Genomic DNA, 25,900 nt, shown 5'->3' with positions numbered 1-25,900 from the left:
CCCGCCCGGTGTCCCGGGCGGGCCCTGACTTGGCGGTGTTGTGCCTACCTCTTCAGTGACGCGGCGATCTGCTGCATGACGGTGTTGTCGGCGAGGGTGGTGGCGTCGCCGACGTCGCGTCCTTCGGCGACGTCCTTGAGGAGGCGGCGCATGATTTTGCCGGAGCGGGTCTTGGGCAGTTCGGGCACCACGAGGATGGTTTTCGGTTTGGCGATCGGGCCGATTTCCTTGCCGACGTGGTTGCGGAGGTCCTGGACGATCTCGTCGCCGGAGTCCACGGCGTCGCCGCGGAGGATCACGAATGCGACGACGGCCTGCCCGGTGGTTTCGTCGGTGGCGCCGACGACGGCGGCCTCGGCCACCGCGGGGTGGGACACCAGGGCGGACTCGATTTCGGTGGTGGAGAGCCGGTGCCCGGAGACGTTCATGACGTCATCCACCCGGCCCAGGAGCCAGATGTCGCCGTCCTCGTCCTTCTTGGCGCCGTCCCCGGCGAAGTACATGGTCTCGAACCGGGACCAGTAGGTGTCCTTGAACCGTTCCGGGTCGCCCCAGATGCCGCGGAGCATGGCCGGCCACGGTTCGCGGATCACCAGGAAGCCGCCGTGCCCGTCCGGGACGGAGGCGCCGTTCTCGTCCACGACGTCCACGGCGATGCCGGGCAGCGGCACCTGGGCGGAGCCGGGCTTGGTGGCGGTCACGCCGGGCAGCGGGGCGATCATCTGCGCGCCGGTCTCGGTCTGCCACCAGGTGTCCACGATCGGGGCCTTGTTCCCGCCGATGACGTCGCGGTACCACATCCAGGCCTCGGGGTTGATGGGTTCGCCCACCGAGCCCAGGACCCGGATGGAGGAGAGGTCGTACTTGTCCGGGATGTCCCGGCCCCACTTCATGAACGTGCGGATCGCGGTGGGGGCGGTGTAGAGGATGGAAACCTTGTACTTTTCCACGATCTCCCACCAGCGGCCCTGGTGCGGGGAGTCCGGGGTGCCCTCGTACATGACCTGGGTGGCGCCGTTGATGAGCGGGGCGTAGGCGACGTACGAGTGCCCGGTGACCCAGCCGACGTCGGCCGTGCACCAGTACACGTCCGTTTCCGGGTGCAGGTCGAAGACCGCCTTGTGGGTGTAGGCGGTCTGGGTGAGGTAGCCGCCGGTGGTGTGCAGGATGCCCTTGGGCTTTCCGGTGGTGCCGGAGGTGTAGAGGATGAACAGCGGGTGCTCGGAGTCATGCCCGACGGCGGTGTGCTCGGCTGACGCCGCCCCGACGGTGTCCTCCCACCAGTGGTCGCGGCCCTCGTGCCAGTCGACGTCCTGGCCGTTGCGCTTGACCACCACGACGTTCTGCACGGTGTGGCCGTCCTGTTCGAGGGCGGCGTCCACGGCGGTCTTCAGGGCGCTGGGCTTGCCGCGCCGGTAGGTGCCGTCCGCGGTGACCACGAGCTTGGCTTCGGCGTCCTCGATCCGGGAACGCAGCGCGTCCGCTGAGAACCCGCCGAACACCACCGAATGCACAGCCCCGATCCGGGCGCAGGCCAACAGCGTGATGACGGCCTCGGGGATCATCGGCAGGTACACGGCCACCCGGTCGCCCTTGGCCACACCTAGGGACTCGAACGCGTTCGCGGCCCTTTTCACCTCGTCGGTGAGCTCGGCGTAGGTATAGGAGCGGGAATCTCCCGGCTCACCCTCGAAGTAGATCGCCACCCGGTCGCCCAGGCCGTTCTCCACGTGCCGGTCCAGGGCGTTGTACGCGGCGTTGACCTCGCCGCCGACGAACCACTTGGCGAACGGCGGGTTGGACCAGTCCAGGGCCTCGGTGAAGTCCTTGTTCCAGGTCAGCAGTTCGCGGGCCTGCTTGGCCCAGAACGCGGGCCGGTCAGCTGCCGCCTCGGCATAGACCTCGGCGCCCACCACGGCGTTGGCGGCGAAGTCCTCGGAAGGGGCAAACTTGCGGTTCTCATGCAGCAGGTTTTCAAGAGCATCGCCCTGCTGGCTGGGGGTGGCAGCGGTGGCCGTCGAGCCGGGGGTGTCCTGGGACATGGTGAACCTCATCATTCATCGATCTTTGCTGCGCGGCGCGCCGGTCCCGGCCGTTGCCCGGCGCACGGCGTCGGGCAACGGCCCGTCGCGGACAAACCGCAAAGAGCTGTTCCGAAACCAGACTAGCGCCTCAGGCTTCGGCGCGTGGGCCGCGTCACACGACTGGCCGTGAGCGGTGCCCATTTAGCGGTGAACGGTTCTTTGGGAGAGCTGTGCGGCTTCTGTGAGCACCGCGCTCCGCGGCCAGTCAGCTAGTGAAGCACCCTGCACTTGGCTAGGCTGAGATGGACTCGTGACAGTGGCCGGAGGCAGCCAGACCGCTTGTGGTCAGGCTCCGGCCGTAGGGCGGAATCACGCAGCGGACGCCAGTCCGGGCGCCGCCACGCTAAGGAGAACAGAATGAATCAGCAAAGCCAGGGCCAGCCGGGCCAGCAGGGCACGGCCCAGCAGGGCGCCGGCCAGGCACCGCACGGCACAGGACCGTCAGGGCGGCCGGAAGCGCACAGTGCTGCGCCGACTTTCATGAAGCAGCAAGGCGTGCGGAATGAGGCCGTTGCCGGACCTTTCACCGTCCGTGACCTGACTGTTTTCGCAGCCACCCTGGTTCTCTTTGTCGCGTCCCTGATTCCAATGTTCGCTGTGCGCTACAACCTGTGGAACCTCGGAAGCCTCTTCTTCCTGGGGCTCGGTGTGGTGCTGCCGCTCATCGTTGCCGCACTGTTTGCCGCCCGCCGGCTCGCCCCTGACACGAAGGTTCGGATCGGATCCCTTTCTGTGGACCAGTTCGGTTCGGTGGTTGCCTCGTTTGCGGTCGGCTTCTTCTTCCTCTCCGTCGCCGGAGCGTACACGCCCAGCCTGCTCGTGGCGCTGATCGGCTCCCTTGTCCTGCTGGCGGCCACGGTGCTGGCCCGTTACATCCCGTTCTTCGCCGGGGACTTCCTGGACCGCGCCGAGGTGCCGGCCCACATCATGGCGCGCGAGTCGGCAGTTCCCGTGCGCAAACCCAAGGCACCCAAGGAGCCGAAGCCTGCCTCCGCCGCGACGGGTGCTGCCGCCGTGCCGGGTGCTGCCGCCGTGCCGGGTGCTGCTTCGGCGGGTGTTTCCGCTTCCCATGGTGCCGCCTCCCACGCTTCCCCTTCCCATGGTGCGACGGCGGTTGGCCAGCCGGGGCGCGGTGGAACCCCGACCGTAACCGCAGGTGCCGGTGGTGTTGCTGGCGCCGGTGCTGCAGGTGCTGCAGGTGCCGCTGGCGCCGGTGCTGCAGGTGCCGCTGGCGCCGGTGCAGCGCCGGCGACCGGAGGATGGCCTGCCGCCAACGCGGCCAGCAGCGCCGCCGCCTCGCCGGAAACGGGACAGGCCGCCGTCGTGCCGTCCCCGCAGACCGGTGGTGCCGCTGCGCAGACGGGCACGCTGCCGTCCGCCAAGGCCGCCGGCGCCGGCGCGCAGCCGGCCACCTCGGCGGCCAAACAGACCCAGGTGGACGAATCCACAGCCCCGGCGGCCAGCGCAGGAGCAGCCGGTGCAAAGGCTCCGGCAGCTGAAGCCCCCGCTGTAGGAGTTCCCGCAGCTGAAGCTCCCGCCGTCGGACCGGCAGGCGAGGCGCCCGCTGCGGAAGCCCCCGTAACCGAAGACAGGTCCAACGCTGCTGCACGTCAAGCCGCGGAAGAGGCAGCCCGGGCGGCCTCGGCCACGCCTGCTACCGCGGTTCACCCGAGGGTGGACATGCCCGAGCAGACGAGGTCGCAGGAACCGATCGGTGCCACCGTTGACCCTGCGAGCCGGCCGGAGGAGTCCGAGCAGGAACCGGTCCACGAGGCCTTCTGGTTTGCCGTGGCACAGCACCGCACTGCCGTTGACGAGCGCACGGGGGCACCATTGTTCGGGATCGAGCCCGGCGGCTGGGTCCTGGCGCTCGAGGACCGCGGCGATGAGTTCCTGGTCCAGCACACGGACGGCCGGGTGGGCGTCCTGCGCGACCTCAGCAACATCGAGCGCGGCTAGCCGGCCACCGTGGCCGATTCCGCTTCCCGCCGGCGCGGCACCCCGGTCGGCGCCCCTGTTGCCCCTGCCCCGGCAGAGGTATCCGCGGAGGTTCCCGCCGCTGCCGCCCCCGCCGAAACTGGGCCGGCGGCTAGCCCGCCGGCCCGCTCCGGCGAGTCAGCCCTGGCGCTGAAGCGCCGAGCGCGCAGGATCAACCGTGCCCTCGCCGAGCAGTACCCGTACGCCCACGCCGAGCTCGACTTCCGGAATCCCTTTGAGCTCCTCGTGGCCACGGTGCTCTCCGCGCAGACCACGGATGTGACAGTCAACCTGATCACTCCGCTCCTTTTCTCCCGCTACCCGGACGCCCGGGCCATGGCGGAAGCCGACACGGCGGAGCTTGAAGCCATCATCAAGCCGACGGGGTTTTTCCGCGCCAAGACGCGGAACCTCCTCGCGCTGGCGAACCGGGTGGTGGACGAGTTCGACGGCGTTGTGCCGGGCCGGCTGGAAGACCTGGTGACGTTTCCCGGCGTCGGGCGGAAAACCGCGAACGTGGTGCTGGGCAACGCGTTCGGCATCCCCGGCATTACGGTGGACACCCACTTCGGGCGGCTGGCGCGGCGGTTCGGCTGGACGGAGTCGGACGACCCCGTCCGGATCGAGTCCGACGTGGCGGAGCTGTTTGAGCCCAGGGACTGGACCATGCTGTCCCACCGGGTGGTCTTTCACGGCAGGCGGGTGTGCCATTCCCGCAAGCCGGCCTGCGGGGCCTGCGCCGTGGCCAACTGGTGCCCCAGCTTCGGCTCGGGCGAGACGAACCCCGCCAAGGCCGCCAAACTGCTGAAGTACGAGCTGGCGCCCGGAAACGAGGAGCTCCTGGCCAAGCTGCTGGCCGAAACGCACCGCGCCGCCGAGATTCGGATGGAATCGCAGCGGAGGACTCAATGACAGCGCGCCAGGACCTGGTGGACCTCGTCGATTCAATCAGGGCGGGAACCGGTCCTGCCCGGAATCCTTACTGGCGCAAGCTCACTGTTGACGAGTCCGTGGCCCGCAAAGCGGCCGTTCTGATCCTCTTCGGAGCCCTGGACGATGTGCCCGCAGCCTCCGGCAAACCGCTCGTTGCTGCCGACCTGGACGTCCTGCTCCTGGAACGGGCCCACACCCTCGATGACCATCCCGGCCAGGTGGCCTTTCCCGGCGGCGGTATCCACGCGGGTGAGACTCCGGTGGAGGCCGCGCTGCGGGAAGCGGAGGAGGAGACCGGTCTGGACCCTTCCGGCGTCGAAGTGCTGGGTGCGCTGCCGGAACTGGCCCTTCCGCGCGGAAACTTCCTGGTGACCCCTGTCCTGGCCTGGTGGGCGTCGCCGTCGCCCGTCCGGGTGGTGGACTACGGCGAGTCCGCCCAGGTCTTCCGGGTCCCGGTCCGTGACCTGCTGGACCCCGAGAACCGCACCATGGCGGCCGTGACCCGCATGAACCAGACGTTCCAGAGCCCGGCGTTCACCGTGAACAGCCTGGTGGTCTGGGGCTTTACGGGAATGATCCTGAACGAACTGTTCGACCAGCTGGCCTGGGCCGTCCCTTGGGACAGGACCAGGCTTCACCCGCTGGACCTCTGACGAGGCGGAACTGCCGGCTGTCCCGCCAGTGTCAGTGCTGCGATTTCCGCAGATCCACCACCAGGCCGGTGGCGGCGTTTTCGCGCAATGCGTTGATGCCCGCCACTACTCCCGAAACACTCTTGAATCGCGGCGACTCTGCCACGATGTTTCCGTCCCCATCCATGAGCCGGAACTTGTAGGACTGATCGCTGTCCTGGTGAACTTCAAACTTGCCCGCCATTGGCGTGGAAACCCCCTGCTGATGCTTCGTCGCACGTGCCGGGCCAACTTGTTGCCACTGCCCGGCCACCATCGAGCTTAGTGTCCCACGCCACATGATGCGAGCTACCCGCCGGTACATTACTCGGTACAACCGCTTATTCCGGAAGTGGCGAATGTGACTTTTATTTGCCGTGGACAGGGGCTATTGTCCGGCCCCACGGGGCGGCAGGTGAGCCAGGCAGGTGCCGTCGTGGGGCACTTTGGAGGTGCCGACGTCGTGAATTACGACGGCGGCCGGCGCGGCGCGCGTCAAAGTGCCCCGTTTCGGTTTGGCCGGCTCCGGAGGCCGGATTACTTTGCGTTGTCGTAGGAGTCGACGACGGCGACGCTCACCGGGAACTCGACTGGAATGGGGCCGAAGAGCAGCTCCTTGGCGGCGGTGGCCGCTTCCTCGATGGCGCGGACGCAGGCATCCACAGCGGCGTCCGGGGCGTGGACCATGACCTCGTCGTGCAGGAAAAACACGAGTTCCCCGGTTGCTGAACCCTCGGCACGCATGGTGCGCAGCCGCCGTCGAAGCTCCGCAAGCCAGCAGGCCGCCCAGTCCGCAGCCGAACCCTGGACCACGAAGTTCCGCGTGAAACGTCCGCGCGAACGCGCGATGGCGTCGGCGCGGCGCTGCTCCTCCGCCGAAGTGGACCGCTGGCTGAGGAACCACCGTTCCGACGGCGGCGGGCTGCTGCGTCCCAGGCGCGAGGTGACGGTCCGGCCCGCTTCGCCGTCGCGGGCGGCGCGTTCGACGAAGCCCACCGCACGCGGGTAGGTCTTGGCCAGCTGCGGCATCAGGCGGCCCGCTTCGCCGGAGGTGGCGCCGTACATGGCTCCCAGCAGCGCCATTTTTGCCTTGCTCCGGTCACCGCCGAACCCCTTGGCCGCGATCCCCGCGTAGAGATCCTGGTCCCGGGCGGCCTCAGCCATGGTCGAGTCCTGGGCGAGGGCGGCGAGGACACGGGGTTCCAGCTGGGACGCGTCCGCCACGATGAGCTTGTGCCCCGGGTCTGCATGCACGGCGCCGCGGACCTGGCGGGGGATCTGCAGCGCCCCGCCGCCGCGTGACGCCCAGCGGCCCGACACCACTCCGCCCACTACATATTCAGGCCGGAACCTTCCGTTCCGCACCCAGGCGTCCAGCCACGCCCAACCGTTGGCGGTGTGGAGCCGCGACAGTTTCTTATAGGCCAGCAGGGGCGCGATCGCCGGATGGCTGGACCCCTTCAGTTCCCATTGCCGCGTGGACTTCACCTCGATGCCGTTGCGGTGCAGGGCGCGCATCAGCTCCTGTGGCGAGTCCGGGTTCAGCGCCGGTGCGTTCAGCAGGCCCCGGAGTTCGGTGTTGAGGGCCTCGAGCTTGGCCGGGCGGTGCCCCACCGGAGGCCGCGGGCCCAGGTGCTCCGCCAGGATGTGCTCGTGCAGCTCCTCGCGCCACGGCACGCCGGCATGCTGCATCTCGGCAGCGACCAGGGCGCTGGCGGATTCGGCGGCGAGGAGGAGTTGAAGACGCTGCCGGCGGTTACCGTCCCCAGCGGTGGCTGCTCCCGCCGTGGTGGCTGCTCCCGCCGCTGCGAGGGCCTCCTGCTGGGCGGCGTATTCGGCACGCAACTCGGCCAAGGTCTGGCGCGGTTCGGTGGCCGCGCCCGGGTCATCGAAGAGCGCCCCCTGGTCCGCGGGAGGAGGAGGCGGCTGGAGCAGCCGAGGCGGCTGCAGGTCATCGTCCTGGGTAAGCTTCTCGGCGTTCCGGGAGTACAGGGTGTGGGCCGTGAACTCGGAATGGGCCAGGATGGCGCCGCACAAGGAGAGGTCGTAGCAACGCTCCACGTCGACGCCCGCCGCCAGCAGTGACGGGTACCAGTCCTGGGTGCGGTGCCAGATCCAGCGCGGGCGCCGCTTCTCGAGTTCACGGACGACGGCGGCGAGCCCGGTTCCGCCGCCGGGTGCGGTTTGGGGTGCGGCCTGGTGGGCTCCCACGTCCGCTCGCTGCGGGGCAACGCTGACAATCCGGGGTTCCGGGTTGTCAGGGTGGGGGAGGCCTGCCGCCGTGAGTTCCTGTACGGCTGCGCCGTCAGGGTGGGCGGCGAGCAACAGGTACATATGTCCAATTCTGCCCTGCCCCCGCGCTGTTCGGCGCCGCGTCTGGCGCCTTGGATGCCAGTGGCCGGTCTGGGCCCACCTGCGGCCCTTGCCGCTCTTGTCCTCCACAGCCAGTCAGGCTTTCCTTTTCAGCAGCCGGCCGGCCGGTTTTCCACATACGGCCACCCGGCTCTGCCGGGCGGCTGTGCCGTTGGGCACAGTTGCTGCATGAGCAGGCGCCACGCCCGGAACGGGCGACTCCCATCAGACCCGGACAGCGCACAGCCTGATGCTGCCGTGCCCAGTGCTGCTGTGCCGGATGCACGGCGCAGGCCGGCTCCGGTGGGGCTATCGCCCGGTTCTGAAACCGGAACCTGGCCCCCCGGCGACGGCGGCGACGTCCTGCTCGTCACGGGCTTTGAATTCCTGCGGGGAGAAGTGGAACGGATTGTCGCTGCCGCGGGCGGACGGCTCCGGGCGGTGGACGATGTGGCGGAGGCTGCGCCATTCTGGGATTCCGCGGCCGACGTCCTGGTGGGCAGCGATGTCCGTGAACTGCCGCCCCGGCGCCGTGCCCCGGCCGTGCTCGTCGGTCTCAGCGGCGAAGGGGACACGCTCTGGCACCTGGGCGCTGCCCTGGGTGCACAACGCGTCGCCGTCCTTCCGGACGCCGCCGCCTGGCTGGCGGAGTATCTCAGCCGGTCCCGTTCACCCGAGGCCGGAGGCCTGGTGCTCGGTGTCACCGGCGGCTGCGGTGGGGCGGGTGCCACCACCGCGGCGGCGTGGCTCGCGCAGGCAGCAGCCGAACTCGGTGCGCGGGTCCTGCTCGTCGACGCCGATCCCTGGGGCGGTGGCCTCGAACTGGCCCTGGCCGCGGAGGAATCCCCGGGTCTCCGCTGGCCGGATCTGGCCGATGCCAGTGGCAGCATTGACCCCCAGCAGCTCTCGGACGCGTTGCCTGTCGCCGGCGGGTTCTCGTTTCTGTCGTGGCCCGGAAGCAGGGAACGGCCGCCCCTGGTGGACCCGGTCACCGTGGGAGGCGTCCTCGACGCCGCACGCAGGGGCTATGAAGTGGTGATTGTCGATATCGGCCGCAACGCCGAGCCGCTGCGCACGTTCGCATGGGATTGTGACCGCCTCCTGGTGGTCGTCCCCGCCCAGCTGAAGGCTGCAGTCGCCGCCGCGCGGCTGCTGCAGGAGCTTCCGCCTGTCGAATCCGCCCTGGTCATCAGGGGAAAGGCCGGGGTTGCGCTGGACGCCGCGCTGGTCGCCGAGTCCGTGGGGCTGCCCCTGCACGGCGTGATGCCCGAGGTGCGGGGCACAGCCTCGGCCACCGAGCTGGGCCGCCTGCTCGACCAAGGCAGGCGAAAGAGCGTGCGGCGCTTCGCCTCCTCAGTGCTTGGCCTCCTCGCCGGCGAGACCGGAGACCTCCGGTGAGTGCTCATCTGGGAGTGCCCGCGGCCGGTGCGGATGCTGGCCTCAGTGGCGGACCCGGGTTTCCCGGGGCACCTGCCTCCCGCGCCGCGCTCGCCGAGACTGCCGGGCGGCGGCGCGCGGCACGGGTCCTGGACGCGGGGCTTCTCGAGACCGTCCGCGAGTCGGTCATGGCCGACGCCGGGCCGGTTACCCCGTCCCGGGTGGCGGCTGCGGTGCAGGCTACCGGGAAGCTGCTGGGCACAGCAGGAACCCTCGCCGCCGCTGAGCGCATCAGCGCTGAGCTCAACGGCCTTGGGCCGCTGCAGCACCTGGTCCGGGACCCGCTGGTCACGGACATCTTCGTGAACGCCCCGGACTCCGTCTGGCTGGACAGGGGCCGCGGCATCGAACGGACATCGGTGACCTTCGCAGGGGAGGCGCAGCTCAGGGCCCTTGCCGCCAGGCTGGTGGCATCAGGCGGCAGGCGGCTGGATGACGGATCGCCGTGTGTGGATGTGCGGCTCGAGGGAGGGTACCGGGTCCATGCCGTTCTGCCGCCCATCTCGGCGGCCGGCACGCTGCTCAGTGTCAGGATCCGGCGGGAACAGGTTTTCACCATGGACGAGCTCCGGGACGGGGGCATGTTTGGGCCACTTGTTCAATGCGTTCTGGAGCGCATGGTGGAGCAGAGGCTGAGTTTCCTGGTCAGCGGGGCCACCGGGTCCGGAAAGACCACCCTCTTGTCCACCCTGCTGGGGCTCTGCCACCCGGGAGAGAGGCTGGTCCTGATCGAGGACGCCTCCGAGCTGAATCCCGTGCACCCGCATGTGGTCTCGCTGGAATCACGACACGGGAATCTCGAAGGAGGCGGGGCAGTGGACCTCGGTGAACTCGTCCGCCAGGCCCTGAGGATGCGGCCGGACCGGCTGATTGTGGGGGAATGCCGGGGCTCAGAGGTGCGCGAACTCCTGACGGCCATGAATACGGGCCACACTGGAGGCGGCGGGACCATCCACGCCAACGCCGCAGGCTCGGTTCCAGCCCGGCTTACCGCTCTGGGGGCCCTGGCCGGGCTTGGCCAGGATGCGGTCCGCCTGCAGGTTGCCAGCGCCCTTGATGTGGTGGTGCACGTGGCCCGGTCGAGGCACGGACGCTATGTCGCGTGCATCGGCATTCTTACCGAGCGGCACGGTGGCCTCGACGTCGCCGTGGCTCTTGACGTTTCAGCCGGCCGGCCGGTTCCCGGGCCGGCGTGGGAGATCCTTGCCCAGCGACTGGCCCTCGATCCGGGCCTGGCAACGGAGGCAGGCACTGTCCCCGGGGCCGGCGACGGACGCGGCTCCATCCCTGCCCGCGATTCCGGCCCCGGTCCGGGGAACCTGCGTGAAAAGCGCGGAGCCCGCAGGGCAGCAGCATGACCGCGGCCCTTGTTGGTGCACTGGCGCTCGCCGCGTGGCTGATCCTCAGCCCTGCGCGTGGGCCGGTTCGGCGCGCACGCATCGCCTTCGGCCTCAGCGGTTTGGCCGGTGGACGTGTCCGCCGTAACGGACGGCGTGCCACGATGGACCGAGTCGAGTTTGGTCTCACCCGTGGCCGCCGCCGGGAGGCGTTCGTGTCCCTGACGGTGGTGGTTCAGCAATTGGCTGCCCTGTTGAAGGGTGGCCGGTCCCCTTCGCGGCTGTGGGAGGAACTGTGGCAGCTCTACGTGGAGCAGGGCTCTGCGGATGACAGGTCCTGCCGGCCACGGCTCAGCCCCGGATCGGCGGCTGTCTTGTCAGCCGCCCGGGGAGCGGCCCTGCGGGGAGCGCCGGTAGCCGAGGCAATACGGTCGGCCTGTTCACCCTCGCGTCCGGGCGCGGGCGGCCGTGAGCCGCGGATCTGGGCTGAGCTGGCAGCCTGCTTCGAGATAGCGGCCGCCAGCGGCTGTCCGCTGGCCGACGTCCTGACCCGCTTTGCCGCCCAGCTCGAGGTTGAAGACGACGCCGAAGCCGCCCGCCAGACGGCGCTCGCCGGACCGAAGGCAACGGTCGCGCTACTCACCTGGCTGCCCCTGCTGGGGCTGGGACTGGGTGTCTGCCTCGGCGTGGACCCGCTGGCCGTGCTGCTGGGCACGCCGTTCGGTGTGGCTGCGCTGGTCGCAGGCATCGGACTGACCGTTGCCGGCCGCATATGGTCCGCGAGGCTCGTGCGGGCAGCCGCCGGCGCGGCCGCGCCATGAACACGCGTCAGCCGGACTGCCTCGGTTTGAGCGGATCGGGCCGATGAACGGGTCAGTGCTGGCCGCTTCCCTCATCTTCCTGGCGCTCGCGGCCGCTGCAGGCCTCGCCTTTAGCGGATCCGCCCCTGCGAGATCCGGTCTCCTTCGCCGGAGCGGCCTGGCGGCGGGTAGCGGCAAGGCGGACAAGGACGAACACTCTCAGAGGCGCGCCGAGCAGTCACCGGGATTGCGCGATACCGCCATGATGCTTGAGCTGATTGCCGCCATGCTCCACGCGGGTGCCGGTATCGGACGAGCACTGGAACTGGTGGCCGCTGCGGCCTCACCCGAGTACCGCCGCGCCCTTCGGCCTGTCGTGGGAGCCATGGCCATTGGCGCCGACTGGGAGACGGCCTGGCGGAGTTCAGACCTGCCCTCGCCGGAGATACTCGCCCTCAGGGACGCCTTGGGCTTCGCCGCGCTGACCGGTGCACCGTCGTCATCCATCCTTTATGCCCAGGCCGCCAGAATGAGGCGGGAGCGTTTCCGTGCCGCGGAGAAGCGTGCGGCCTCCTTGGGAGTCAAGCTGGTGGTTCCGCTGGGGCTGTGTTCACTTCCGGCCTTCATCTGCCTGGGAGTCGTTCCTGTGCTGCTTGCCCTGCTTCCGTCGAGCAGCTGAGTTCCCTCCGGCGGATACCCGTCGGGCCGCCGAGTTTCGTCGGCAGCTGAGCCCCTCGGGGAGCCGGGGGCTGGTGTTTCGCGCCGCCCAAAACTGATCCCCGCCGCAGGGCTTTTCGTGCTGCCATGCAAGTGCCGATGTCGCTTCATTCACCCTGAGGTGCGGCGCATGCCCGCACGGGCGCCGCGGATGTTCCGGCACTTTCCCTCCACATGCGGCCGGTCCGGCTGCTTTTCCACTTAGGGAAGTTCAGGCCTTACCGGTCCGGGCGGCGGACGGGAGAGTCGAATGCACCGGCAACTCGCCGGAACTCCAGAAAGGAAAATTCATGTCCCTCAACCATCACACCCCGGGTGAAGCCGTCCAGCCCGTGCGCCAGGCATCCGAAGAAGCCGATGTGCTGGAGATCTACCCGGGCGCCAGCATGGCGCCACGGGTGAAGCCACGGCCACGCAGGCGGCTCACTGGCTCGGATGCCGGCATGGCGACCGCCGAATATGCCATCGCCACGCTGGCCGCCGTGGGTTTCGCCGGGCTCCTGGTGTTCATCCTGCGAAGCGACGAAGTCCGTGGCTTCCTGCTCAACCTGATCCGTACGGCGCTGGCTCTGCCGTGAAACCCGCTCCGCGGACCCCTGCAGCGGCCGGACTTGAGTCCTGCCGGCAGCACAGGAACCCATCCGCAGATCAGGCCGGCAGCCGCGGGCAGGGGAAGGCCCGCGGTTCCGAGAACGGTCACGGGATCAGCCGCGGCGCGGTGACCGCGGAATTCGCGGTGGCCCTTCCGGCGGTCCTGCTGCTTCTGGCCATGCTGCTGGCGGGGTCTGCGGCGGGAATCACCCAACTGCGGTTGGAGGATGCTGCCCGGGCTGGCGCCAGGGCACTCGCGAGAGGTGAAGACCCCGCCGCCGTCAACGGCATCGTCCGGAAACTGGCAGGCCCTTCCGCCTCGTCGGCCGTTGTTCCCGGCGGCGAATGGATGAGCGTCACCGTGTCGGACAGGGCGTCGGGACCCCTGGGACGCATGGTGCCGTGGACGCTGACAGCCAGGGCAGAGGCACGCAGCGAAACGGCATCTTCGGCACCGCCACCGGGAAAGCTCCAGACGGCGCCGGCCGGGCAGCGGTACGGGATTCCTGCCGGGCGGCTCCTGTGAGCCTTCGGCGGAAACAGCCCCCCGGCCAGGGCAGAAATCCGGTCTCCGGAATCGAATCCGAACGCGGATCGGGCACTGTGCTGGCCGCGGGGCTCGGCATGGTGGTTGTCATGGTCATGTCCCTGCTCCTCCTGCTGGCGCAGGCATCGGCGGCGGCGTCCAAAGCCGCCGCCGCGGCCGACCTCGCGGCCTTGGCAGCGGCTGACGCGCTCCGTGGTGTTTCAGCGGGGGAGCCCTGCCTTGTGGCTGCCGCGGTGGCTGCCCGCCACAAAGCAACGCTTGTCAGCTGCACCGCCCGAGGTGACCAGTCCGTCGAGGTCAGTACCGAGCTGCCTGCCGGGCCACTCCTAGGCGTCGCCACCGGCCGGGCCAGGGCGGGACCGCCGCCCTGAACTTGGCAGCGCTCCTAAAGGCCCCTAGACCGCGTTCGGCGCCGGTACGCCCGCCTCGGAATCCTGTGCCGCCGCCGCGTCCCGCGCATCCTTCAGCAGGACATCGATCAGGATGACTGCCGCGTCCTTGTCCAACGGGTTGTTCTTGTTGCCGCATTTTGGCGACTGGACACAGGAGGGGCATCCGGATTCGCACTCGCAGGCCTCGATCGCGTCTCTCGTGGCCGAGAGCCACACCTTGGCCTTCTCGAAGCCCCGTTCGGCAAAACCGGCACCGCCGGGATGCCCGTCGTACACGAAAATCGTCGGCACACCGGTGTCGGCATGGATTGCGGTGGAAACCCCGCCGATGTCCCAGCGGTCGCTCGAGGCAACCAGCGGCAGCAGGCCGATGGCGGCGTGCTCGGCCGCGTGGAGGGCGCCGGGGAACTGGGCTTCGATGAGTCCGGCGCCTGTGAGTGAACGGTTCTCCATGACAAACCACACGGCCTTCGTAAACAGGTCCCGGGCTCCCAGATCGAGCGGCTCCTCGCCCAGGACTTCATTGGAAATTAGGGCCTTCCGCTGAAAGGAGACCACTTGAGTCGTGACCTTGACGTCGCCGAAGTGGACGGCAACATCGCCCCACTGCGCAGTCCGCTCCGTCTCGAGGACCTCGATCTGCGTGACGTCCCGGGCTGTCGTGTAATAGTCGGGGTTGGCGCGGCGTACCACCACGCAGTGATCGTCCTCGTTCAGGTCCTCCACCACGTAGCTGTCACCCTGATGGACGTAGACGGCTCCGGTATGGGCCTGGTAGTGCGTCTGCGGCGAATCCATGGTTCCCAGCAGCGAACCGGTGTCGGCATCGACAATGCTGACTGGCCCGCCGCCGTCGGCGCGCAGGTTTACCATGGCCGCCGCGCTCTGCGCGTGGGTCCAGAACCAGCCGGCCGGGCGCCGCCGCAGGTACCCCTGTGCCACCAGCTGCCCGAGGAGTTTCTCCGCAGTGGCTCCGAACAGCGGCAGCTCGGCCACGCCGAGCGGGAGCTCGGCGGCGGCGGCGCAGAGGTGCGGGCCCAGCACATAGGGATTGGACGGATCAAAGACTGTGGCCTCGACGGACACGTCGAAGATGGCTTCCGGATGATTGACCAGGTACGTGTCCAGGGGATCATCGCTGGCCACGAAGGCAGCGATGGCGTCCTGTCCGGCGCGGCCGGCGCGGCCGATCTGCTGGAAGAGGGACGCCCGGGTGCCGGGCCAGCCAGCCACCAGCACGGCGTCCAGCCCGGAGATGTCGATCCCCAGTTCCAGGGCCGAGGTGCTGGAAATACCCAGCAGCTGGCCGGTCCGCAGGGCCCTTTCCAAGGCGCGGCGTTCCTCCGGGAGGTACCCGGAGCGGTAGGCGGCCACGCGTTGGGGCAGGCTGGGGTCGACTTCGTCAAGGAGCCGTTTGGTGATGGAAGAGATGGTTTCGGCGCCACGTCTGGACTTGATGAACGCGATGGTCCGGACCCGTGACGAGACAAGGTTCGCGAGCAGGTCCGCGGTCTCGGCCACCGCCGTCCTGCGTTCCTTGGCGCCGTTCTCGCCGCGCACCTCGCTGAGCGCTGGTTCCCAGAATGCCACTGTCGTGGATCCGTGCGGCGAGGAGTCTTCCGAGACTCCCTGGACCGCGGCGCCTATGAGCCGGCCAAAGGACTTCTCCGGCTCGGAAGCGGTGGCGGACGCCGCGATGAAGACCGGTCCGGCAGCGTTTCCATCGGCCGCGTAGTAAGCGCAAATGCGCCGCAGCCGGCGCATCAGGTTGGCCACGTGGGAGCCGAAGACGCCGCGGTAGCTGTGCGCCTCGTCAACGATCACGTAGCGCAGGCGCCGGAAGAACCCGGCCCACCAGGCGTGGTTGGGCAGGATGCCGAAGTGCAGCATGTCTGGGTTGGCAAGAATGAAATTCGCGTGGTCGCGGATCCAGCGGCGGGAGGCCTGGTCGGTGTCGCCGTCGTAGGTTTCGGCCCGGACTGTCGGGAGGTTCAGGGACCTAATTGCCGCGAGCTGGTCTGCCGCCAGCGCCTTGGTGGGCGAGAGGTACAGCGTCACCGCGCCGTCGTCGTGGATTTTTCCGGGGTCCGACAGGACGCGGAGCTCGGACCGGTGAATCGCGTCGAGCGCCGGCAGCTGGTAGGCCAGGGATTTTCCGGACGCAGTGCCGGTGGCGATCACCACGTGCCTGCCGCCGTGGGCAATGTCTGCTGCCCGAATCTGGTGCCGGTAGGGCTGGTGGATGCCGAGCTTGCCGTAGGCCGCGACCAGGTCCGGGTGGGCCCAGTCCGGCCATGGCTCGTGCACGGCGGCGCGCGCCGGAATGGTCCGCACATGCCGGAGCTGCTCCGGGTCCGGGCCACGGCCCAGCAACGGAATCAGCGAGTCATGGGGGTTCACCCCAACATTCTTTCATCCGGGCAAAAATCGCAGGCACGGAACAGCGAACAGGCACGGACCAGCGGACAGGCACAGAGCAAGAAGGGAAGGAAAAGCAACCCGGCACAGAACAGCCGACCCGCTACGGAAACCCGGAAGGACGGAACGGCCGGAAGGGTCAGACGACGGAGAGGTCGGACCCCTCATCGGAGGCGGAGAGCATCAGCACGTGGCATACCGAGGACCAGCCCAGATGCGAATACAGCTTCTGTCCGTCCAGGGACGCCAACAGGAGTCCGTCCTCCACATCGTGGGAGAACGCCTGCGCCGCCAGCGCCTTCATGATGAAGCTGCCCAGCCCCCGGCGCTGGAAGGAGGGTTCGGTGACGATCTTGTCGAACACCGCGGTGCCGTTGATGACCACCACGCGGCCGCTCACCGCCAGAGTGTCGCCCGAGCGGACTTCGGCGAAGTGGACACCGTTGGACTCCCACGTTTTCAGGGACAGTTCGTCGTCCGAGAGCCACGGGTCCTCGGAGTCCTGGGTTTCCATGTCGACGACCATCATGGTCTGGGACGCTGATGTGGCGTTGAGGTTGTGTTGCTCAGCCAAGAGCTTGTAGCGCCCCACATTATTGGTCAGGATGGTCAGGACCCGTTTGGGGGCCTCGGCAGTCTTGGCCGCCAGCTCTGCGAATTCCGCGTCCGTAGGATCGGAGGCGAAGTATTCCCAGTCCCCGGTCGTGTCCGCACGCAAGGCCGCGGGGAACCGTCCCTCGGTGCGCGTCTCATAGCCCCGGCAACCAGCCCAACCGGCTACCCAGACTTCCAGCAGATGAGTGATGTCTCCAACCATGGCTTCTGGCGTCATGTGATGAGAGTATTCCAGCGCTGTCATAAGCAACAGAGCTTCGGCGCTTGCTTATGCAATTGTGATAGGAGGCTCTTCCCCGGTCCGAATCCGTCCCCGGCGGCCACCCAGTACCCTTAAATACGTGGCTTTGAACCGAATCGTACTCTTTTACGGCTTTACTCCCATCGCAGATCCGGACGCTGTCCGGCTCTGGCAGCGTGCCCTGTGCGAAAAGCTCGGCCTGACCGGGCGAATCCTTATCTCCAAGGACGGCATCAACGCCACCGTTGGCGGAGAGATCGGGGCTGTAAAGCAGTACGTAAAAACCACCCGTGAATACAAGGGCTTCCGTGGCATCGACGTCAAATGGTCCGACGGCGGTGCGGAGGACTTCCCCCGCCTGAGCGTCAAGGTCCGCGACGAGATCGTTTCGTTCGGTGCGCCCGGCGAGCTGAAGGTGGACGAAAAAGGCGTCGTGGGAGGCGGGACCCACCTGAAGCCCGAGGAAGTCCACGAACTCGTCGACGCGAGGAAGGCCAGCGGCCAGGACGTGGTGTTCTTTGACGGCCGCAACGCGTTCGAGGCACAGATCGGCAAGTTCAAGGACGCCATTGTCCCTGACGTCGCCACCACCCACGACTTCATCACCGAGCTCGACTCCGGCAAGTACGACCACCTGAAGGACCAGCCGGTCGTCACCTACTGCACCGGAGGCATCCGCTGCGAGGTGCTGTCCAGCCTCATGGTTAACCGCGGCTTCAAAGAGGTGTACCAGCTGGACGGCGGCATCGTGCGCTACGGGGAGAAGTTCAAGGACCAGGGCCTTTGGGAAGGCTCCCTCTACGTCTTCGACAAGCGCATGCACCTCGAATTCAGCGAGGACGCCAAAACCATCGGCGAATGCGTCCGGTGCCAGGCGCCCACGAGCAAGTTCGAGAACTGTTCGAACCCCAGCTGCCGCACGCTGACGCTGTACTGCGCGGAGTGCGCCGCCAGCCCTGAAACCCTGCGCTGCCCGGACGGTTGCGCCGCGGCCTGAGCAGGGGGACGGCTGCGCCCGCCAGCCCCTGCCTGGCCGGGTCCTGGCTGCAGCGTCAGATCCGGCTGATCCGGTAGGCGAAATTGGCGGCCGACCGCGCCTCCACTGTCACCCGGAGCACGGAGTCCTCGGACACGTGCACCACATTGACGCGCGAGGTGCCGCACCGGAGGCTCAGGTCCACCAGGGCGGATTCTGCGTCGCGGACTGTGAATGAGACCCGCCGCTCGCTCCGGCACACGAGGGTGAGGGAGTACGTGCCGCTCGGCAGCTGCTTGGTGGATTCTGTCTTGCTGCGGCCCCTGGACACGCTGCCGTAGCTTGTGTGGAAGACCTGTCCCTCGGCGTCGGGCAGGACGTCCTTCGCCCATTCGGTGAGCTCCTCACCCGACACCGGCACGTTTTCCAGCGGATCACGCGGCAACACGGGATCCGTTATCACGGGGGCGGCCGGAAGTTCGCCACGGCCGTCGTCGTAGCTGTATTCACAGCCGCCCAGGACGGCTGCCACCAGCACAAAGAAAAGCGCGACGACGGCTGCCGGCGCCCGCAGCCAGAGCCTGCGTTGCGCCCGCGCCGTGAAACGATGCGCGGAGGCCGTCCGCACCCTGGGCATATCCCGACTTTAAGCCTGCCGGGGACGCCGGTACAGATGGCAGTCCGCCGGAAGGAAAATTTCCCGGCGCCGCGGCCAAATGGCAGCGGAATAGGCCGCGGATTAGCGCCCTGGAACCAGCTGATAGGCGTACAGAAGGGGTGCATCCACGCTGGAGGCGCTGATTTCCATCCGCCCGGCCTTCGGTACGGTGATCGTCGCGGTTTCGCGGCTGCCGTTGCAGGCCGCTCCGGCTTCCGTCAGTTCCTTGCCGGCGAGCAGCACCGCGAAGAACGCCTTGCCGCCGCCGTCGCAGGTGATGGTCAGCGTGTAGTCACCCGCCGGGACGCTGGCTGCCGCCTGGATGATCCTGTCCCGGTTGAGGATCTTGCCGGAGTCCTCCAGCACCGCTCGGCTGTCGGAGGGCAGGGCGGTGGCCCGCCACTGCGGAACATCGGCATTTTCGATCGACACCACGGGGGAGCAGGCAGTCGCTGCCAGCAGGATGGCGGCGGACGCCGCCGCCCCGCCCAAGGCGCGGGAAATCAGAGGACAACGTTCAGGCATGCCTTCAAACTTACCCGTTTGAGGTGCCGCCGGATTCCGGCCGCCTCCCCCCGGTCCGCAGCGAGGCCACAAAGGAGACAAGTCTGTCTGCCTCGGTCAGCGCTTTGGCCATGCCTGCGGAGGTCGCCAGAACCTGCTCGCCCCGGGACTCCAATGCCACGGGAATGACGGTGGTCCGCGCCGCAGCGCCCGGCGGCGCCGCGGTTCCCTGCTCCCGGGCCCGCGCGGCCGCGGCTTCGTGATGTGCGGGCGGCGATTCCGTGGGCTGCGGTTTCGACGCCTCGCGCCTGGCGCTCTCCTCGGACAGGGTCAGGGCATCGATCTTGGCGCCTCCGATCTTGTCCAGCATTTCGTAGTCCTCGTCAGTGCACAGATCGCTGGCCGCAAGGTGCTTCAGCGCCACCAGGCCAACAATTGCCCTGCTGAAGTCGCGGTCCATGGCAAGGTCGATGGCCCACTGGGTCCGCTTCCACCACTGGTCCCGCCGGTCCGCCTGACGCCGTTGGGCGAGTGTGCGCCACGCGATCCAGGCAGCGATGACGGCGGCCAGCAGCGGTGCGAATGCCGCCGCGTACCGCAGCCAATCGGGATCGGCCGCCCCTGCCTGGGTTCCGAGCATGGCCCAACTGTAGCCTCAGGCGCGGACAATGATCAGGCCGACAATAATGCGGGCGGGAAATAGACTTGGCCGGTGACCGAACCAACGCACTTCACCGCCGGCAACACTCCCGACGCGCCCCGCAGCGACCTGCCCGACCTCCTGCAGGCCCTGGCCTCAGACCTCCGCGAGGTGGGCTACACCCTGGAGGGCGTCGCGGAACTGCTGGGGGAGTCCGCGTACGCGGCACTGAACCGGGACCAGCCCATCCCGGCGCTGATCGCGACTGAAGCATTGGCCGCCGGCGAGCCGCGCACCGCAGCATTGGCCGCCGTCGTGCGTTTTTGGCTTTTGGCCGTTCCGCAGGAAGCGGAGGTGCTCGACGGCGCGCTGCCGCGGACCCGCGCCGAAGGCCTGGCGGCGCTGGGGCTGGCGAAAATCATGGGGACCGAGGTTGCCGCCGAGGCGGACCTGCGTCCCTACGGCTGGGACGCGGGCAGGGACGGCGGCGTCGAGATCTGGGTGGCCAGCGACCTCGCTGCGCACCAGCGGCCCGGCGTCCTCAGGCACGACCACGTCCTGGGCATCGGGCAGGCGTCCACCACCCTTGTCCAGACCACCATCCGCCGCCATGCCGAACGGGCCCTGGACCTGGGCACCGGCTGCGGCATTCAGACCTTCCACCTTCTCCAGCACAGCGGCCACGTCACCGCCACGGACATCTCGGAGCGCGCCCTCGCATTCACGCGCTTCAATCTCCTGCTCAATGCCGGGGCACTGAATATTGATCCGGCGCGGCCCGCCGATCGCGTGAGCCTCCGGCTCGGATCGCTCCTGGAGCCTGTTGCCGGCGAGACTTTTGACCTCGTCGTGTCCAATCCGCCGTTCGTCATCACGCCGCGCACTGCGGGGGAGGCCGCAGCCGACCAGTTCACGTACCGCGACGGCGGCCTGCCGGGCGACGATATCGTGGCGTCGCTCATCCGCTCCCTGCCTGATGTGCTCGCCCCCGGCGGAACTGCCCAGCTTCTGGGCAACTGGGAGATCCCGGAGGGTTCTGCGTGGGATGAGCGGCCGCAAAGCTGGGCCGGTCCGGACACGGACGCGTGGTTCATCCAGCGCGAGCAGGTGGGGCCGGAGCAGTACGCCGAGACCTGGCTGCAGGATGCGTCGGAAACCCGGGACCGCCGGCACTATCAGGAGGCTTATGCCGCGTACCTGACGGATTTCGCGTCGCGGAACGTCGGCGGGATCGGCTTCGGCATGGTCTTCCTGCGCCGGCAGGCAGGTGAGCGGCGGATCCGCCGGTTCGAGGAGATCACCTACCCCATCGAACAGCCGGTCGGGCCGCATCTGGGGGCGGCGGTGGAACGGACAGACTGGCTTGCGGCCCACGACGTCTCCGCGGCCCACCTTCTGGTGGCCGAGGACGTCACCGAGGAGCGCCACCAGCGCCCCGGCGCCGAACACCCCGGCGTCATCCTGCTGCGCCAGGGAACCGGTCTGCGCCGCACCAACCTGCTGAGCACCGAACTGGCGGGCTTTGTCTCCGCGTGCGATGGCGACCTGACCGCCGGACAGATTATCGGCGCCCTTGAGGCGCTGCTGGGCGGGACGGAGGGGTTCGACGGCGGTGCCTTCCGCAGCGGCCTGCTCACCGAAGTGGCCAATCTGGTCCGGGACGGATTCCTGCTGCCCGTGGTCCCGGACCTGGACTGATAACGGGTCGGGACTGACAGCGGGTCCAGCGTACGAACGGACAGTTGTGGCCGCGAACGGCCCAGCGGATCTGGGACGCAACTGTTTGTTCGCGCCGGGAACGCGAACGGACAGTCAGTTAATCAGGGCGCGGCCCATTCCGGGAGCGGGGACGTCGATGGTGAAGCCGCACATGCAGCGGTAGGTCACGGCGTCGGCTGCACCCACGGTCTTCACGGAGCGGATCAGGCGCGGGCCGTCCACCCTGATGGCCATTTCCAGGGGGAACTCCTGATCGAGACGCTTCATGGGCCGCCGGCAGTGCCGCGGGGTGCCCGTTGCCGCCAGGAGGGAGCCGTCGGTGGCTGTCCCGGCATCCAGGCTTGAGCCTGTGAGTTCTCCGGCGGGCTGGGCTGCCGGGATCAAAGCGTCTTCGTGCAGGGTAATCATGGTCATCCTTTGGGCTTCTCACGGGGCCGCCAACGCTGGCGGCCCCGCCGCGAACTGCTTGCGGGAGGTCTGTTTACGGAAGTAAGCAAAGCATGCTTAGTAATTCCGGGGCAAGCTGGCTGGATCGAAACGGCGGATATCAAGCATTTCTTTCAGAGCTCCTTGGGCCTGCGTAGACTGATGAAGTGAGTACTGACATGCCGCCGTCGGAACCGGCGGGAACCACGCCGGACGCAGCCGCCGCGGGGCCGACGCCGGCCGCGGCCGGAACCCGGCGCAGGAACCGGCCGGAAAAGAAGGTGGAAATCACCGACCCCAAGGCGATCCGCGCCCTGGCTCATGCTGCCCGCCTGGAGGTCATTTCCGAGCTGTACTCCACGCAGTCCAGCCGCACGGCCACGGAACTCGCCCAGCAGACAGGGCTGACCCCCAGTGCGATGAGCTACCACTTGCGGGCGTTGCAGAAGTGGGGCATCGTGGTCCCGGCCGAGGCGTCGGCCGACGCCCGTGAACGCCGGTGGAAGGCGGCGGGCACGGACTTTGCCATCAATTCGGGCGGGGCAGTGGCCGGCCCGGACTTTGCGGTGATCGATCTGGAACTGGATGCGTTCCGCCGCCGCGCCAGGGCCTACGCCCATGCCCGGGACGAACAGCGGCAGAGCGGTGAGCCCGGGGAGCCGGCGTCGGCAGTGCTGCTCGCAAGCAACCTTCTCTACCTCACGGCCGAGCAGCGCAGCGAACTGACCGAACGGGTATTTGAGCTGCTCCGCGACTACGAGCTGGAGGATCCTAACCGTGTTCCGCCGGGTGCCGAACGGATCGCCACCATGTGGTCCATGATTCCGGACGACCGCACCCTGCCAGGGGCCTCAGGTGGCCACAACGGCACCTGACGGGCGTGGCGGACGGGTCTGTGCCGGCCCGCGGGGACCCGGCCGGGCGGCCGGCAGTCCCGGCCGTGATGGGGGCCACCGTTTTCCACATGACAGCGCAGAATTCTGCAAAATATGGTGAACTAGGCCAATATGGGCTGATCTGCCCGAGCAACCTTTTTCTGTAGGAGCACTGTGCCAAGCAAGGCCAAAACCGGCAAGAAACTCGTGATTGTGGAGTCTCCGGCCAAGAGCAAGACCATCGCCAAGTACCTGGGCGAGGGCTTCATTGTTGAGGCCTCCATCGGTCACATCCGCGACCTGCCGCAGCCGTCCGAGCTCCCCGCGGACCTGAAGAAGACCTCCCTGGGCAAGTTCGCCGTCGACGTCGAAAACGACTTCAAGCCCTACTACGTCGTCTCCCCGGACAAGAAGAAAAAGGTGGCCGAGCTCAAGGCCCAGCTTAAAGACGCTGACGCGCTCTATCTCGCAACTGATGGGGACCGCGAAGGCGAAGCCATCGCGTGGCACCTCCTGGAGGTCCTGAAGCCCAAGGTCCCCGTCTACCGGATGACCTTCGGCGAAATCACCAAGGAAGCCATCCACCGCGCCATGGACAACCTGCGCGACGTCGACGCCGCCCTCGTTGACGCGCAGGAAACCCGCCGCATCCTGGACCGCCTCTACGGCTACGAGATCTCCCCGGTACTGTGGCGCAAGGTGGCGCGCGGACTGTCGGCCGGCCGCGTGCAGTCCGTGGTCACGCGCATGGTGGTGGACCGCGAACGCGAGCGCATGGCGTTCAAGTCCGCGTCCTACTGGGACCTGACCGGGCAGTTCGGTGCCGATTCCGGCTCGTTCAAGGCCAAACTGGCCGCCGTTGACGGCGCCAAGGTGGCCACCGGACGGGACTTTAACGACGACGGCGAACTCACCTCGCGCAACGTTGCGCACCTCAACGAGGAACTCGCCACCTCCCTGGCCGCCGCCCTGCAGGACGCCGATTTCCGCGTCCGCTCAGTGGACACCAAGCCGTACACGCGCCGCCCCGCCGCGCCCTTCACCACCTCCACGCTGCAGCAGGAGGCCGGCCGCAAGCTGCGGTTCTCGTCCAAGAGCACCATGCAGATCGCCCAGCGGCTGTACGAGAACGGCTACATCACCTATATGCGTACGGACTCCTCGGCGCTGAGCGACGAGGCCGTCACGGCCGCGCGCCGCCAGGCTGCCGAGCTGTACGGCCCCGAATACGTTCCGCAGTCGCCGCGCGTCTACACCAGCAAGGCTGCCAACGCGCAGGAGGCCCACGAGGCCATCCGTCCCGCCGGCGACTCTTTCCGCACCCCCGCCCAGGTTGCCAAGCAGCTCAGCGGCGACGAGTTCCGGCTCTATGAGCTGATCTGGAAGCGCACCGTCGCCTCCCAGATGGGCGATGCCAAGGGCTCCACGGCCACCATCCGCCTGGGTGCGGTGGCCACTGACGGCCGCGACGCCGAATTCTCCGCCTCCGGCACCGTCATCACGTTCCCCGGCTTCCTGGCCGCCTATGAAGAGGGCAAGGACGAAAGCCGCGGCGACGACGACTCCGACGAGGCCCGCCGCCTGCCGAACGTCGCGAAGGGTGACGGGCTGACCGCCTCGGAGATCATCGCCGTCGGCCACGAGACCTCGCCGCCGCCGCGCTACACGGAAGCCTCCCTGACCGCCGAGCTGGAAAAGAAGGGCATCGGACGCCCGTCCACGTACGCCTCCACGATCTCTACCATCCAGGACCGCGGCTACGTGCGGAAGCAGGGCTCAGCCCTGGTGCCGAGCTGGATTGCGTTCTCCGTGGTGCGCCTCCTCGAACGGCACTTCACGGACTATGTGGATTACGAGTTCACGGCCGACATGGAAGGCGACCTGGACAAGATCGCCAACGGCCAGGCCGTGGGCGCCGCCTGGCTTAAGCACTTCTACTACGGTGAAGATGCCGATCCCGGCCTGCTGAGCATCGTGAACAACCTGGGTGAGATCGACGCCCGCGAGATCAACTCCGTGCCCATCGCGGACGGCATCACGCTGCGCGTCGGCAAGTTCGGCCCCTACCTGGAGAGCTCGCTTCCCACGGTGGACCCCAAGACCGGCGAAGTAGTGGAGTCCGCCCGCGCCAACGTCCCGGAGGACCTTGCCCCGGACGAGCTCACCGCCGCCAAGGCAGTGGAGCTCATGGAAACCGCGGCCCCGGAGGAACGGGTCCTGGGTACCGATCCCCACACCGGCCACACGGTGGTTGCCAAGAACGGCCGGTACGGCGCCTACGTCACCGAGATCATCCCGGAGATGACCGAGGAGCAGCTGGCCAACCTGCCGGTCGAGTACTACAAGAACGGCAAGCCCAAGCCGCCGAAGAAGCCCGTCAAGGCCAAGCCGCGCACCGGTTCCTTGTTCAAGTCAATGACCGTGGAATCAGTCACGCTGGACGAGGCGTTGCAGCTCATGAGCCTTCCGCGGGTCCTCGGTGAGGACGCCGAGGGCAACCCGATCACGGTGCAGAACGGCCGCTTCGGTCCGTACCTGAAGAAGGGCACGGACTCGCGGTCCATCGGCTCGGAAGAGGAAATCTTCACCATCACGCTGGAGCAGGCGCTGGAAATCTACTCCCAGCCCAAGCAGCGCGGTGCCCGCGCGGCCGTGCCGCCGCTGGCCGAGTTCGGTCCGGACCCCGTGTCGGAGAAGAACATTGTGGTGAAGGAGGGCCGCTTCGGTCCGTACATCACCGACGGCATCACCAACATCACCGTCCCCCGCAGCACCTCGCTGGAGGAACTGACCCGGGAACGCGCCGTCGAACTTCTCGCCGAAAAGCGGGCCAAGGGCCCGGTTAAGCGCACCACCACGCGCAAGGCCCCGGCAAAGAAGGCCGCTGTGAAAAAGTAGATCCCGCTGGTCGAGCCCGCCGAAACCAAGGTCTCGGCGGGCTTTACTGGTGCTGCCGGAATTGCGCCGTGGACTGCAACGTGGTCGAGTAG

Annotated in this window: 23 protein-coding genes; 14 read left to right on the top strand and 9 right to left on the bottom strand. The window is 68.2% G+C overall.

Going from position 1 to position 25,900, the window contains the following annotated elements; genetic code table 11:
- Positions 1–44 precede the first annotated feature (44 nt).
- Entirely contained in the window at positions 45–2,042 is a 1,998-nt protein-coding gene (acs, locus tag ABRP34_RS09960) for an acetate--CoA ligase (protein WP_353713342.1), read from the bottom strand.
- Between the two features lie 399 nt (positions 2,043–2,441).
- On the opposite strand from acs, the gene ABRP34_RS09955 reads away from it, so the two are divergent.
- From ABRP34_RS09955 to ABRP34_RS09945, 3 genes are all read left to right on the top strand, one after another.
- Entirely contained in the window at positions 2,442–4,043 is a 1,602-nt protein-coding gene (locus ABRP34_RS09955) for a hypothetical protein (RefSeq protein WP_353713096.1), read from the top strand.
- A 162-nt stretch (positions 4,044–4,205) separates the two neighbouring features.
- On the top strand, positions 4,206–4,973 hold the full coding sequence (nth, locus tag ABRP34_RS09950; RefSeq protein WP_353713341.1) for an endonuclease III: 768 nt from the start codon (positions 4,206–4,208) through the stop codon (positions 4,971–4,973).
- The gene (locus ABRP34_RS09945) at positions 4,970–5,647 is read left to right on the top strand and encodes a CoA pyrophosphatase (protein ID WP_003797835.1); all 678 of its coding nucleotides are present in this window, start codon (positions 4,970–4,972) and stop codon (positions 5,645–5,647) included. Before nth ends, ABRP34_RS09945 begins: the two co-directional genes overlap by 4 nt.
- 31 nt (positions 5,648–5,678) lie before the next feature.
- On the opposite strand, the gene ABRP34_RS09940 is transcribed toward ABRP34_RS09945, so the two are convergent.
- Complete coding sequence (locus ABRP34_RS09940) at positions 5,679–5,870, bottom strand: DUF1508 domain-containing protein (protein ID WP_043417572.1); 192 nt, start codon at positions 5,868–5,870, stop codon at positions 5,679–5,681.
- Positions 5,871–6,202: 332 nt separating this feature from the next.
- Entirely contained in the window at positions 6,203–7,999 is a 1,797-nt protein-coding gene (locus tag ABRP34_RS09935; protein WP_353713095.1) for a bifunctional 3'-5' exonuclease/DNA polymerase, read from the bottom strand.
- Positions 8,000–8,320: 321 nt separating this feature from the next.
- Between ABRP34_RS09935 and ssd the strand changes: the two genes are divergently transcribed.
- The 7 genes from ssd to ABRP34_RS09900 all read left to right on the top strand — a co-directional run bounded on the left by ssd (position 8,321) and on the right by ABRP34_RS09900 (position 13,817).
- On the top strand, positions 8,321–9,415 hold the full coding sequence (ssd, locus tag ABRP34_RS09930) for a septum site-determining protein Ssd (RefSeq protein WP_353713094.1): 1,095 nt from the start codon (positions 8,321–8,323) through the stop codon (positions 9,413–9,415).
- Positions 9,412–10,812, top strand: a complete 1,401-nt coding sequence (locus ABRP34_RS09925; RefSeq protein ID WP_353713093.1) for a TadA family conjugal transfer-associated ATPase — start codon at positions 9,412–9,414, stop codon at positions 10,810–10,812. Before ssd ends, ABRP34_RS09925 begins: the two co-directional genes overlap by 4 nt.
- Positions 10,809–11,612 (top strand): hypothetical protein, encoded by an 804-nt coding sequence (locus tag ABRP34_RS09920; protein WP_353713092.1) that lies wholly within the window; start codon positions 10,809–10,811, stop codon positions 11,610–11,612. Before ABRP34_RS09925 ends, ABRP34_RS09920 begins: the two co-directional genes overlap by 4 nt.
- 43 nt (positions 11,613–11,655) lie before the next feature.
- The gene (locus ABRP34_RS09915; protein WP_353713091.1) at positions 11,656–12,270 is read left to right on the top strand and encodes a type II secretion system F family protein; all 615 of its coding nucleotides are present in this window, start codon (positions 11,656–11,658) and stop codon (positions 12,268–12,270) included.
- A 328-nt stretch (positions 12,271–12,598) separates the two neighbouring features.
- Positions 12,599–12,886 (top strand): DUF4244 domain-containing protein, encoded by a 288-nt coding sequence (locus ABRP34_RS09910; RefSeq protein WP_353713090.1) that lies wholly within the window; start codon positions 12,599–12,601, stop codon positions 12,884–12,886.
- Between the two features lie 140 nt (positions 12,887–13,026).
- Positions 13,027–13,425 (top strand): TadE family type IV pilus minor pilin, encoded by a 399-nt coding sequence (locus ABRP34_RS09905; RefSeq protein ID WP_306302309.1) that lies wholly within the window; start codon positions 13,027–13,029, stop codon positions 13,423–13,425.
- A complete protein-coding gene (locus ABRP34_RS09900; RefSeq protein ID WP_003797819.1) occupies positions 13,422–13,817 on the top strand; it encodes an Rv3654c family TadE-like protein in 396 nt (131 codons plus the stop codon). The genes ABRP34_RS09905 and ABRP34_RS09900 overlap by 4 nt, the downstream gene beginning before the upstream one ends.
- Before the next feature lie 24 nt (positions 13,818–13,841).
- Here ABRP34_RS09900 and ABRP34_RS09895 read toward each other — a convergent pair whose 3' ends face one another.
- The gene (locus tag ABRP34_RS09895) at positions 13,842–16,238 is read right to left on the bottom strand and encodes a DEAD/DEAH box helicase (protein ID WP_353713089.1); all 2,397 of its coding nucleotides are present in this window, start codon (positions 16,236–16,238) and stop codon (positions 13,842–13,844) included.
- A 157-nt stretch (positions 16,239–16,395) separates the two neighbouring features.
- Positions 16,396–17,088, bottom strand: a complete 693-nt coding sequence (locus tag ABRP34_RS09890) for a GNAT family N-acetyltransferase (RefSeq protein WP_043417569.1) — start codon at positions 17,086–17,088, stop codon at positions 16,396–16,398.
- Between the two features lie 124 nt (positions 17,089–17,212).
- Between ABRP34_RS09890 and ABRP34_RS09885 the strand changes: the two genes are divergently transcribed.
- On the top strand, positions 17,213–18,109 hold the full coding sequence (locus ABRP34_RS09885; RefSeq protein ID WP_043417567.1) for a rhodanese-related sulfurtransferase: 897 nt from the start codon (positions 17,213–17,215) through the stop codon (positions 18,107–18,109).
- A gap of 55 nt (positions 18,110–18,164) precedes the next feature.
- Here ABRP34_RS09885 and ABRP34_RS09880 read toward each other — a convergent pair whose 3' ends face one another.
- The 3 genes from ABRP34_RS09880 to ABRP34_RS09870 all read right to left on the bottom strand — a co-directional run bounded on the left by ABRP34_RS09880 (position 18,165) and on the right by ABRP34_RS09870 (position 19,890).
- The gene (locus ABRP34_RS09880; protein WP_353713088.1) at positions 18,165–18,725 is read right to left on the bottom strand and encodes a hypothetical protein; all 561 of its coding nucleotides are present in this window, start codon (positions 18,723–18,725) and stop codon (positions 18,165–18,167) included.
- Positions 18,726–18,827: 102 nt separating this feature from the next.
- Positions 18,828–19,271 (bottom strand): hypothetical protein, encoded by a 444-nt coding sequence (locus ABRP34_RS09875; protein ID WP_003797814.1) that lies wholly within the window; start codon positions 19,269–19,271, stop codon positions 18,828–18,830.
- A 10-nt stretch (positions 19,272–19,281) separates the two neighbouring features.
- Positions 19,282–19,890, bottom strand: a complete 609-nt coding sequence (locus ABRP34_RS09870) for a hypothetical protein (protein WP_353713087.1) — start codon at positions 19,888–19,890, stop codon at positions 19,282–19,284.
- Between the two features lie 72 nt (positions 19,891–19,962).
- Between ABRP34_RS09870 and ABRP34_RS09865 the strand changes: the two genes are divergently transcribed.
- Positions 19,963–21,588 carry a methyltransferase gene (locus tag ABRP34_RS09865; protein ID WP_353713086.1) on the top strand — a complete coding sequence of 542 codons (1,626 nt, stop codon included), beginning with the start codon at positions 19,963–19,965 and terminating at the stop codon, positions 21,586–21,588.
- Between the two features lie 114 nt (positions 21,589–21,702).
- Here ABRP34_RS09865 and ABRP34_RS09860 read toward each other — a convergent pair whose 3' ends face one another.
- A complete protein-coding gene (locus tag ABRP34_RS09860; protein WP_353713085.1) occupies positions 21,703–22,023 on the bottom strand; it encodes a hypothetical protein in 321 nt (106 codons plus the stop codon).
- Positions 22,024–22,202: 179 nt separating this feature from the next.
- Between ABRP34_RS09860 and ABRP34_RS09855 the strand changes: the two genes are divergently transcribed.
- Both ABRP34_RS09855 and topA read left to right on the top strand, forming a co-directional pair.
- Complete coding sequence (locus ABRP34_RS09855; protein WP_353713084.1) at positions 22,203–22,910, top strand: winged helix-turn-helix domain-containing protein; 708 nt, start codon at positions 22,203–22,205, stop codon at positions 22,908–22,910.
- A 174-nt stretch (positions 22,911–23,084) separates the two neighbouring features.
- Positions 23,085–25,808 (top strand): type I DNA topoisomerase, encoded by a 2,724-nt coding sequence (gene topA / locus ABRP34_RS09850; protein WP_353713083.1) that lies wholly within the window; start codon positions 23,085–23,087, stop codon positions 25,806–25,808.
- The last annotated feature ends 92 nt before the right edge of the window (positions 25,809–25,900 follow it).

The organism is Arthrobacter sp. K5 (assembly GCF_040448525.1).
Lineage (GTDB): Bacteria > Actinomycetota > Actinomycetes > Actinomycetales > Micrococcaceae > Arthrobacter > Arthrobacter globiformis.
Note: the sequence above shows the minus strand (reverse complement) of the source record. Positions and strands in the feature narration are given on the sequence as shown.